Here is a 9,837-nt window from a genome sequence, read left to right on the forward strand (position 1 = left end):
AATCGCAAGGAACGGAGTTCCTGCGCCTGGAGTTTGCCCTACGTTGATAACAATATAAAACATTCAAATCGACGATGACGAAAAATGCCCCCCCTGATCAGGCTTTTCACTGCGACGAATTACGGTGGGCTGCGGTGCTGGCGCGCAATCCGGTCGCGGACTCTTTTTTCGTCTACGCTGTCAAGACCACCGGCGTTTTTTGCCGACCCAGTTCCGCGGCGCGCTTGCCCAAGCGGGAGAACGTGGAGTTCTTCGATACGGCGTCGGCGGCCGAAGCAGCGGGCTACCGCCCGAGCCGACGCGCGGCGGCGGATCTGACGGCTTGCGCGGCACAGCGCACGACGCTGGTGGCCCAGGCATGCAGCATTATCGAGGCATGCGACACGCCCCACAGCCTGGACCAGATCGCCGCCGATGTCGGCATCAGCGCGTTCCACTTCCATCGGCTCTTCAAGGCCGAAACCGGACTGACGCCGAAGGCCTACTCCTCGGCCGCCCGCGCGCGCAAGCTCAGGGAAGAGCTCAGCGGTGTGGGAACCTCCGTCACGACCGCTATCTACAGCGCCGGCTTCAACTCGAGCAGCCGCTTTTACGAGGAATCGGATCGCCTGCTGGGGATGCGCGCAAGCGACTACCGGGCTGGCGGGCAAAATGCGCTGATTCGCTTCGCCGTGGGGCAGTGCGTGTTGGGCGCCATCCTGGTGGCGCAGAGCCAGCGCGGCATCTGCGCCATCACGCTCGGAGATGACCCCGACATCCTGGTGCGCGAACTGCAGGATAAATTCCCCAAGGCGCAGTTGACAGGCGGCGATGCCGAGTTTGAACAACTGGTCGCACAAGTGGTAGGCTTCGTTGAGGCGCCTGCCATGGGCTTGAACCTGCCTCTGGATGTGCAGGGCACGGCCTTCCAGGAGCGAGTCTGGCAGGCATTGCGCGAAATTCCGCCGGGCACCACCGTGAGCTATACGCAGGTTGCCGAGCGCATCGGCGCGCCCAAGGCAGTGCGCGCTGTCGCCCAGGCCTGTGGCGCCAATAGCATCGCGGTCGCCATTCCCTGCCATCGCGTGGTGCTGCGCAACGGCGATATTTCGGGTTATCGTTGGGGCGTCGAGCGCAAGCGCGAATTGCTGCAGCGCGAAGCGATGGCGGACACGGAGGCTAAGGCTATGGCTAAGCCCGAGATGAGTTAGCGGCCCGGTCGTGGCGCGCGGCATGCGCTATACGGAGACGTCGGCACGGACGACTCGTTCGTGTTCGTGCGACATGATCTGTTCGGCGACCAGCATGCCTCGCGCGATCATGGGCCGCTCGACCAGGCGGTAGATGAGCTCGGTCATACTCAGGACCAGCGCGAACATCAAAACCGTGTATTCCAGCCACAGATCCGAGGTGATCGCTATGCCGCGGCCGCGGGTGTAGCGGAACATGATCTCCATGGTGAGAAAGAACATGGGCAGATGCACGAGATAGATGGTGTACGAGCGCTTGCCGATATAGTCGAGCACGATCTGCAGCGGCCACGGGAAGACCACCAAGCCGCCTTCGCAGGCCGCGATAAACACCAGCAGCGCGGAGATGACGCACACGACCGGTATCACCACGGTATTGCTGAAACCTAGGGCGGTCGTGCCGGCGAGGGCAAGGGCCAGCACGCTGACCAGGATCGCGCCAGCATAGCGGTGGTGGCCCGCATGCATGCGTATCGCCGAAAACCATGGCTGAACGGTGAAGAGATACAGCAGGCAACCATACAGTAAGCCATCGCAGCGGCTTTGCGTATAAAAGAAAACGTGCACTGGGTTGGACAAGGTGAACGGCCGGATCACGAGGGAAATCACAAGTAGCGCACCGACCAAAAACAGCACGCGCTGGCGTGTCGTGCGTGCGAGGAGCAGGAAGACCGGATATAGAAGGTAGAACTGCTCCTCCACCGACAGGCTCCAGTAGGGCGCGAGCGGCACGCCTTGCGCCGTCTTGTGTTCGGGCAGCCAGAAATTGAAGGTGTAGATGAAAATATTGATCGCGGACTGCACGTTATAGACTGAGTTGGCGAAGTACTGGCCCTCGTTCAGGAACGCGCCGCAGAACAGGACCAGCAGAATCACACACCACGCGACCGGCAGGATGCGAAATATCCGGCGCACGTAAAACGCCTTGATATACGAGGCCAGCGAGAATGGATTTCTCCGATGTTTATCGAATTCGCTGACGATGGTCTTCGAGATGATAAAGCCGGAGATGACGAAGAACAGATCCACCCCGCCCCAAGACATGCTGAACAGGTCGAGGATCGAGGTTGACTCCTTGAACTTCATCGTGAACGACCAGGGAAAAAACACCTGGCGGAAATGCACAAAGAAGGTCAGGATCACGGCCACCGCCCGCAAGCGATCCAGCTCAAGATTGCGCACCGTGGGCGTGCTGTGGCTTTCCATCAGTTTCCGTATGGGCATGGCGATTGCAGGTGGAGGAAATGTCCATGTCCGCCACCGCAGCAACATCGCGCGCACTGTGCGGCGGGTTTGGTGGAGACTGATGTATGACACGACGACTTACAGCCTGGCGCCGCCATCGACTTGAATGATGTCGCCGCTGATCCAGCGCGCAGCATCCGATGCGAGGAAGGCCACTACGTCGCTGATATCGTCCGGCTGCGCGACCCGTTTGAGCGCCTGCATGCCGAGCACGAAATCGCGGCCCGCGTCGGTCCTGACGAACTCGGACATATCGGTATCGACCACGCCGGGCGCCACCCCGTTGACCCGGATGCCCCGCTCGCCCACAGCGTAGGCGAAATGCCGCACCAGGGTCTCGACTGCTCCCTTGGTCGCGGCGTAGGCGGAAATATCGCCCACCGTCGACCGGGTTGCCAGGGAAGACAGCATGACGATGCTGCTGTCTTTAACGAATAGGGGAAGCAGTTGCTGCACCAAGAAATAGGGCGCCCGCACATTCACGGCGAACAGGCGGTCGAAGTCTTCGACGGCCATGTCGGCGATTGGCGCGGTCTTGGCCAGGCCGGCGTTGGCGACCAGGATATTCAGGGCGGGGCCGGCAAGTTCGCGCACAATAGCGGCGAGCTTGTGCGCGCCGTCCGCCGCCGCGAGATCGGCGGCGAGGGCATCGGCCTTACCGCCGGCAGCACGGATCTCGGCGACCACGGTCCCGGCATTGTCCCTGCCCTGATTGCAATGGACCAGCACGTGAGCGCCGCCACGGGCGAGGGTTAAGGCAATGGCACGGCCAATGCCGCGCGATGCACCGGTGACGAGCGCGATTTTTCCTGCGAACTGGTTCATGGTGACATTTCCATCCATTGTAGGTAGGGCGCCTCAAGGGCCACTCTCGCCACCGTCTACGGGAAGGCGCCAGCATGGCGAGAATTTGCAAAGATACGAGCACCAGGCGGCGTGAGCCGAGTGTTTGGACTGCCGAATATAGGGATGGATACGGGCGCGAAAACTCCGTTTCTTGCTTTTTGAGTATTCCGGTCGAACGTGACCGCTGATTCCGGCAACGTGCCCCAACTCTTGGATCAAGTCTGCTGGCGCGGCGGTCTACGCCACCGTGAAGCAATGGAATGGACCATGCGTGGGGGGGCGCCTAGCTCATCGGCAGCAACCGCTGCAGAGGTGACCGGCACTCCTGGAGTCGTACTTCGGCTTTGGGAACCTTGCAGCCGGCTGCCACCGTCAGGATCGTGCACCTAGCCGAAGTTCGTCGAATTTCAGAACTAGACTGATTGCGGACCTTCACAAATGCCCGGTTTGCGTATGCGTCCGGCCAAGTTATCTTGACCGGCTGACGATCTGATCGGAATGGGCGTTACGCCGACTGCGCCCAGCGATGCGGCAGCAACTCCGCGATACGGCTGGCGGGCTGTGTCGGCAGTCTGGTCAGCGCGTCCTTCTGGTAGGCCCATGGCTCCAGCCCATTGAGCTCGGCCGATTGGATCAAGCTCATGACGGCTGCCGCTCGCTTGCCCGCGCGAGCCAGTTCGAACGCCCCAGCGCCACTGGCCTGATTCGATTCTCAACCCAGTTGTTGTCGATGGGCAGCATGGGGTCATCAAGGTAGCGCGTCAGCGCCGCCCAGCGTTTGAGGCAGTAGTCGATCGCCTTGGCTGTGGCGGAGCCGTCCGGCACCTGCTGCCGGTGCAACTTGAGCCAGATATGCAAGGCATCGGCCACTGGCTTGGCCTGGCTCTGTCGGGCTTGCAATCTCTGATCTGGCGCTGATGCTTGCACCTCGCGCTCGACCTCGTACAGCTTGCCGAAGTGGCTCAGCGCTTGCTCGGCGATCTGGCTGCGATGGTTGGCCCAGAGTTCGTAGAACTTGCGCCGAGCATGCGCCATGCAGCCGACTTCCAGTAAGCCTTTTGCCAGCAGCGCCTTGTAGCCCGAGTCGTCATCGCAGACGAGCGCACCGCGCCCCGCCTTCTCACCAGGATGGCCCAGGAACTCCATCGCGTGCTTGCCGGCGCGACTCTCCGCAAAGTCGTAGACAACGATGCGGCTAGCTACCGGTCGCACTCCGTTGTTGAAGAAACTCTCGCGCCAACGCCAAGCTACCAACATGCATAGATTGCCCAAACTTTCCAACGGCAGCCAACTTGAAAAGTTCCGAGAAGCTTGCCCTTCCGCACTGGATATCCTCGGATTCGTCGAGTTGCTGTTCGCCGGAAGCCTCAAGACCGCAGGCCACAAAGACGTGAACTCGATTCGTCTGACGCGCTGGGTTCGCCCATAGTGAGCCAATTTCGATCATCTCCTTTGCCCGCAACCCAGTTTCTTCTAGCAGCTCCCTTGCTGCAGCAGTCTGTACAGCCTCTCCTGTCTCAACCACGCCAGCAGGAAGCTCAAGGCACATCACCTCTGCAGCAGGTCTATATTGCTGCACTGTCACTACCATCCCATGGTCATCGACGGCGACTATGTGCACCCATTCATTTTCCTCAATGATGTAGTACGGCGCCACCTCAGCACCCGTTGGTAGCCTGTAAGTAATAGCCTTCAGTCTCAGCCAGCGATCAGACACCAGGATTTTTTGATCAACAATCTGCCATAGCTTCATCAAGTGGCCTCTGTAAAAACTGGTTGCGTTGCTTCGACACGAACACCGTGCGGGTCCATATCCACGCTCTGTACCTGAGCTCCACGCGATTCTAGAAACCTCCTGCATGAGGTCAACAAGGCGGATTCAATCGGTCGTTGCAACACCGGATCAAGCGACGCATTCTAGGTAGTCGGTCATGGCTTCCGCGGGCGTCTTCCAACCCAACGTTTTGCGTGGCCTGTTGTTGAGGGTCAGTGCCACCGCTTGAATCTCTTCATCACTCCACCTCGATAGGTCGGTTCCCTTTGGGAAGTATTGGCGTAGCAGCCCATTCGTGTTCTCGTTCGTGCCGCGTTGCCATGGACTGTGCGGATCAGCAAAAAACACCTTTACCCCAGACTCATTGGTGAATCGGCCGTGGTCCGACAGTTCTTTGCCGCGGTCCCATGCCAAAGATTGCCATAGATGGGCAGGCAGGCGACTAGAGGAAGTCCTTTCTCGGCATCAACTGGAGGTTTTTCTTGTCGGGCTATTCCATATTTGCACAATTCTTGTGAATTTTCTATTTGTGGAATAGCATGTGTGCACCGAAACAACTTGCGCTAAGGTGCTCTGTGAAAGTCTCCGCCAATTCCAAGCCCGTGGACCTCAGTACGCCAGAGACGGCGGCGATGCTGCTTCGGGTCTACTTCCGGATCGCCGCCGCCTGGGGGCTGACCACTGAGCAAGAGATGCGACTTCTCGGCGCCAGCAAGTCCCTCTTCTACAAGTGGAAGAGCGGCCAGGTTTCGTCCGGGCTGAGTCCTTCCACGCTGGAGCGATTGAGCTATGTCTCGCGCATCTACGCTGCGTTGCAGATTCTTCTGCCAATACCTGAGCGTGCCAATGCTTGGGTCAAGGCTGCCAACACGGCGCCAATCTTTGGCGGCGCAAGTGCGCTGAAGCGTATGGAGGGTGGGCAAGTTGGTGATCTTATGGTCGTGGCTGACTACCTTGACGCGAACCGCGGAGGTGATTTTTCATGATTGATCTCCCGCAGGAAACTGTCTTACCTGTCGGGAAGGTGTACCGCTTAGTCCCGTCGCGGTACCCGCCCATTGGCATCTTTGATGCCGTGGCTAACCCTGATGAGTTGGCGGCTCAGTTCGCCTTGCAATCGCTCACGAATCCTCGCATCCGCGATGAGGTTGGTGACATTCAACTGGTGGCCCCGTTCGATAGGGTTGTTGGTCACGGCTGTTCACCCGTGATGGCAGCGTTCTGCCATCTCAATGCGGAAGGCTCGCGCTTTTCGGATGGAACGTGGGGGGTCTACTACGCGGCGGCCTCTCTCCAATGCGCAGTTGCCGAGGTCAGTCATCACCGGGCTCGGTTCATGGAAAGGACTGCCGAGAAGGCAATCGACCTGGATATGCGAAGCTATGTGACGACAGTCGCAAAGCCTCTGCATGACGTTCGCGGGCCGACCTGGGCCACGATCAAGCACCCGGAAGACTATCGCCCCTCACAGGCCTTGGCCTGCGTATTGCGCAGCCAAGGTTCATGGGGTCTGGCTTATGAGAGCATTCGCTCGCCTGGCGAAGAGTGCTACGCCGCCCTTCGTCCCCCAGCGCTCCACGTGCCGGTGGTCCAGGGAGCGCATGTGACTCTGAGATGGGATGGTTCGTCGTTGACGAGTTGGTATCACAAGTCAGGCGACCGGCCGATTGCCCAACACGGTTGAACCCGGCCTCTCTATCTGACCGAGCCTGTCAGAAATTTTGTGTGTGAGGCATAGCATGTCGACAAGGAGCATGAATGCCACGCAAGACAAAAACCACCGCTACGGCGGACCAGGCGGCGCAGCCGCAATTCCAGATCCCCGCCGAGTTGCTTGACCAACTGGTCACCGGGCCGATGACGCCTGAGCAAATGCAGGGACTATTTGATCAGATGAAGAAGGCCTTGTTCGAGCGTGCGCTCGGAGCTGAGATGAGTCATCACCTTGGCTACGCGCCGGGTGAAATCAAGCCTTTGGGATCGGCCGCCAACCATCGCAACGGCAAGAGCGCCAAGACCGTGCTGACCGACGCTGGGGCCCTGCGCATCGACGTTCCTCGCGACCGTGAGGGCACGTTCGAGCCGCAACTCATCGGCAAGCACGAGCGGCGCTTTACTGGCTTTGACGACAAGATCATTGCCATGTACGCACGCGGCATGACGGTGCGAGAGATCCAGGGTTTCCTGGCGGAGATGTACTCGGTGGAGGTCTCGCCCGACCTCATCAGTCGCGTCACAGACGAAGTCATGAGCGAGGTCACCGCCTGGCAGACGCGGCCGCTGGAGTCGATGTACCCGGTGGTGTTCTTCGACGCGTTGCGGGTCAAGATCCGCGAGGATGCGGTCGTGCGCTCCAAGGCCGTGTATCTGGCCCTGGGCGTGCTGCCCGACGGCAGCCGCGACGTCCTCGGCATCTGGATCGAAAACACCGAGGGCGCCAAGTTCTGGATGAAGGTCTTCAACGAGTTGAAGACCCGTGGGGTGCAAGACATCTTGATTGCCGTCACCGACGGCCTAAAAGGCATGCCAGAGGCGCTGGGCGCGGTGTTCCCGGCCACGACGCTGCAGACCTGCATCGTGCACCTGATCCGCAACAGCCTGGACTTCGCCAGTTGGAAGGACCGCAAGGCGCTGGCGGCGGCCATCAAGCCGATCTACACGGCGGTGAGCGCCGAGGCCGCTGAGGGCGAACTGGACGGGTTTGAGGCCGGGCCTTGGGGCCAGAAGTTCCCCACCGTCGTGGGGGCCTGGCGCAGAGCCTGGGACAGGGTCATCCCGTTCTTCGCCTTCCCGTCCGAGGTACGACGGGTGATCTACACGACCAATGCGATTGAGAGCGTGAACGCGCGGCTGCGAAAAATCATCAAGACACGCGGGCACTTCCCCAGCGACGATGCGGCCACCAAGCTGATTTGGCTGGCATTGCGCAACATCACAGAGGATTGGGGACGGCCAGCCAACAACTGGAAATCAGCAATGAACCAATTCGCGATCCTCTACGACGACCGGTTCACCAAATCGAGCCCGTAAGATCCCCAGCCAGCTTCACGAAACCGGTGAAGGTTCAATGAGCCTCACACACAGAAATTCGGACAGGCCCCTCTAGGCAAAGTAGTTCGCGCTTGGTTGCCTAACTCTGCGGGTCAACTGTCTCTCAAGGAACTGGCCCCCCATGTCTGAGTCCAGTTCTTTTGGCCCAAGGCAGTCTTCTCCAATTGCACTGACTCCTGAAGCCCTTGATTTCGCGCCGGACTTACTCGCGATACAAGAGAGACCTCCTGCCCGCTTGCCTCGTGCTCTTCTGATTTCAGTTTCTGCTTTGCTGGGCTTGATGTTGCTATGGGCCTTTTTCGCTGAGTTGGACATCATCGCCAGTGCAGAAGGGCGGCTAGTGCCGATTGGTTTTACCAAAGTGGTGCAGCCTGCAGAGGCCGGCGTTGTGTCGGAAATATTGGTTAAAGACGGTGATCGGGTTCGTGCTGGACAACTGCTCATGCGACTCGACTCCCGCTTGTCGAAAGCGGACAACCTTGCCTTGGGCAAGGAGGTTGCTTTGAAAAAACTCAGTCTGAGGCGAGTGGAGGCAGAGCTTGCGGATCGGGCCTTTGCGCCGGGCAATGGCGAACCTGCTGATCTCTATGCGCAGGTTGAAAGCCAGTTCAGGGCGCGTAGGCAGGCCTACCTTGATGCGATGTCTCAGGAGGGTGAGTCGTTGAACAAGGCAAAGTCGGATTTGCTGGCATCCCAGCAGATTTTGGCGAAGCTTACTCAGACACTCCCGAGTTACAAACAATCCGCTGAGGCGTATAGGAAACTTGTTCAAGAGGGATTCGTAGGGGAGTTGGCTTCCAACGAAAAGTCGCGCGAAGCACTTGAAAAAGAACAGGACCTAAAGGCTCAAGCGGCGAATGTCCAAAGTCTGAACATTGCGATCGCGCAGTCAGAGCGAAAGCTGGCGGCTATTCGTTCTCAGTATCGTTCTCAGCTTGAGAACGAGCGGATTGAGATCCTGGCTTTGCTCAATCGAAGCGGTCAAGAACTAGAGAAGTCCAATGTAAAAGCGGAGCTCATGGAAATCTTGGCTCCCAACGATGGCATCGTGAAGGATATGACTACAACCACCCGCGGTGCGGTGGTCGCTGCGGGTACCTTGTTGATGAACATCGTGCCTCAAGATGAGCCGTTGCAGGCAGAAGTGCTTTTGAAAAACGAGGATGTTGGATTCGTGAGCTTGGGGCAGAAGGCCAAAGTAAAGGTCGCAGCGTATCCGTTTCAAAAATACGGCATGCTGAACGGCAGAGTCGAGATGGTGAGTGCGGATTCGGCGGATCCCAAGCAGCCCCAGCCGCAATCACAAGGACTACCTCCCTTGACCTACCGCGCCTTGGTTCGACTTGACACCCGACAGCTGTTGAGTGTTGCTAGCGGAGAGCGCTTGGAACTGAATCCAGGAATGTTGGTTAGCGCTGAAATCCATCAAGGCAAGCGCTCAGTGCTGGAGTATCTGCTCTCGCCCGTCAGAAAGGTTGCTCAGGAAGCGGCTCGAGAGCGTTGAGGTGTCGGGTGCCACTCTGATCGCAGGGGGCGATGATGGATTGACGAGAGGTTTTGCAGACCTTCCCGGGCCTGTCCGAATTTCTGTGTGTGAGGCTCATTGAACCTTCACCGGTTTCGTGAAGCTGGCTGGGGATCTTACGGGCTCGATTTGGTGAACCGGTCGTCGTAGAGGATCGCGAATTGGTT

At 59.0% G+C, this 9,837-nt stretch carries 8 protein-coding genes and 2 pseudogenes; 5 read left to right on the forward strand and 5 right to left on the reverse strand.

Going from position 1 to position 9,837, the window contains the following annotated elements; genetic code table 11:
- The first annotated feature begins 74 nt into the window (after window positions 1-74).
- Window positions 75-1,190 (forward strand): bifunctional DNA-binding transcriptional regulator/O6-methylguanine-DNA methyltransferase Ada, encoded by a 1,116-nt coding sequence (gene ada / locus PRZ01_RS04975; RefSeq protein WP_273595649.1) that lies wholly within the window; start codon window positions 75-77, stop codon window positions 1,188-1,190.
- 27 nt (window positions 1,191-1,217) lie between these two features.
- On the opposite strand, the gene PRZ01_RS04980 is transcribed toward ada, so the two are convergent.
- The 5 genes and pseudogenes from PRZ01_RS04980 to PRZ01_RS05000 all read right to left on the reverse strand — a co-directional run.
- A complete protein-coding gene (locus PRZ01_RS04980; RefSeq protein WP_273595650.1) occupies window positions 1,218-2,435 on the reverse strand; it encodes an acyltransferase family protein in 1,218 nt (405 codons plus the stop codon).
- Window positions 2,436-2,552: 117 nt separating this feature from the next.
- Window positions 2,553-3,299 (reverse strand): SDR family NAD(P)-dependent oxidoreductase, encoded by a 747-nt coding sequence (locus PRZ01_RS04985; protein WP_273595651.1) that lies wholly within the window; start codon window positions 3,297-3,299, stop codon window positions 2,553-2,555.
- A gap of 526 nt (window positions 3,300-3,825) precedes the next feature.
- Window positions 3,826-4,514, reverse strand: a pseudogene (gene tnpC / locus PRZ01_RS04990) (IS66 family transposase); the annotation flags it as partial.
- A gap of 1 nt (window position 4,515) precedes the next feature.
- Complete coding sequence (locus tag PRZ01_RS04995; RefSeq protein WP_273595652.1) at window positions 4,516-5,073, reverse strand: NUDIX hydrolase; 558 nt, start codon at window positions 5,071-5,073, stop codon at window positions 4,516-4,518.
- Between the two features lie 150 nt (window positions 5,074-5,223).
- Window positions 5,224-5,535: pseudogene (locus PRZ01_RS05000) on the reverse strand (IS30 family transposase); the annotation flags it as partial.
- Between the two features lie 134 nt (window positions 5,536-5,669).
- Here PRZ01_RS05000 and PRZ01_RS05005 point away from each other — a divergent pair.
- The 4 genes from PRZ01_RS05005 (at window position 5,670) to PRZ01_RS05020 (ending at window position 9,649) form a co-directional block, all read left to right on the forward strand.
- Entirely contained in the window at window positions 5,670-6,080 is a 411-nt protein-coding gene (locus tag PRZ01_RS05005) for an MbcA/ParS/Xre antitoxin family protein (protein ID WP_338111454.1), read from the forward strand.
- A complete protein-coding gene (locus PRZ01_RS05010; protein WP_273595653.1) occupies window positions 6,077-6,778 on the forward strand; it encodes an RES family NAD+ phosphorylase in 702 nt (233 codons plus the stop codon). The genes PRZ01_RS05005 and PRZ01_RS05010 overlap by 4 nt, the downstream gene beginning before the upstream one ends.
- Window positions 6,779-6,852: 74 nt before the next feature.
- Complete coding sequence (locus tag PRZ01_RS05015; protein WP_273595654.1) at window positions 6,853-8,124, forward strand: IS256 family transposase; 1,272 nt, start codon at window positions 6,853-6,855, stop codon at window positions 8,122-8,124.
- Between the two features lie 142 nt (window positions 8,125-8,266).
- Window positions 8,267-9,649 carry an HlyD family type I secretion periplasmic adaptor subunit gene (locus tag PRZ01_RS05020; protein ID WP_273595655.1) on the forward strand — a complete coding sequence of 461 codons (1,383 nt, stop codon included), beginning with the start codon at window positions 8,267-8,269 and terminating at the stop codon, window positions 9,647-9,649.
- The last annotated feature ends 188 nt before the right edge of the window (window positions 9,650-9,837 follow it).

The sequence above is a fragment of the Roseateles koreensis genome, assembly GCF_028595305.1.
GTDB classification, from domain to species: Bacteria; Pseudomonadota; Gammaproteobacteria; order Burkholderiales; family Burkholderiaceae_C; genus Paucibacter_A; species Paucibacter_A koreensis.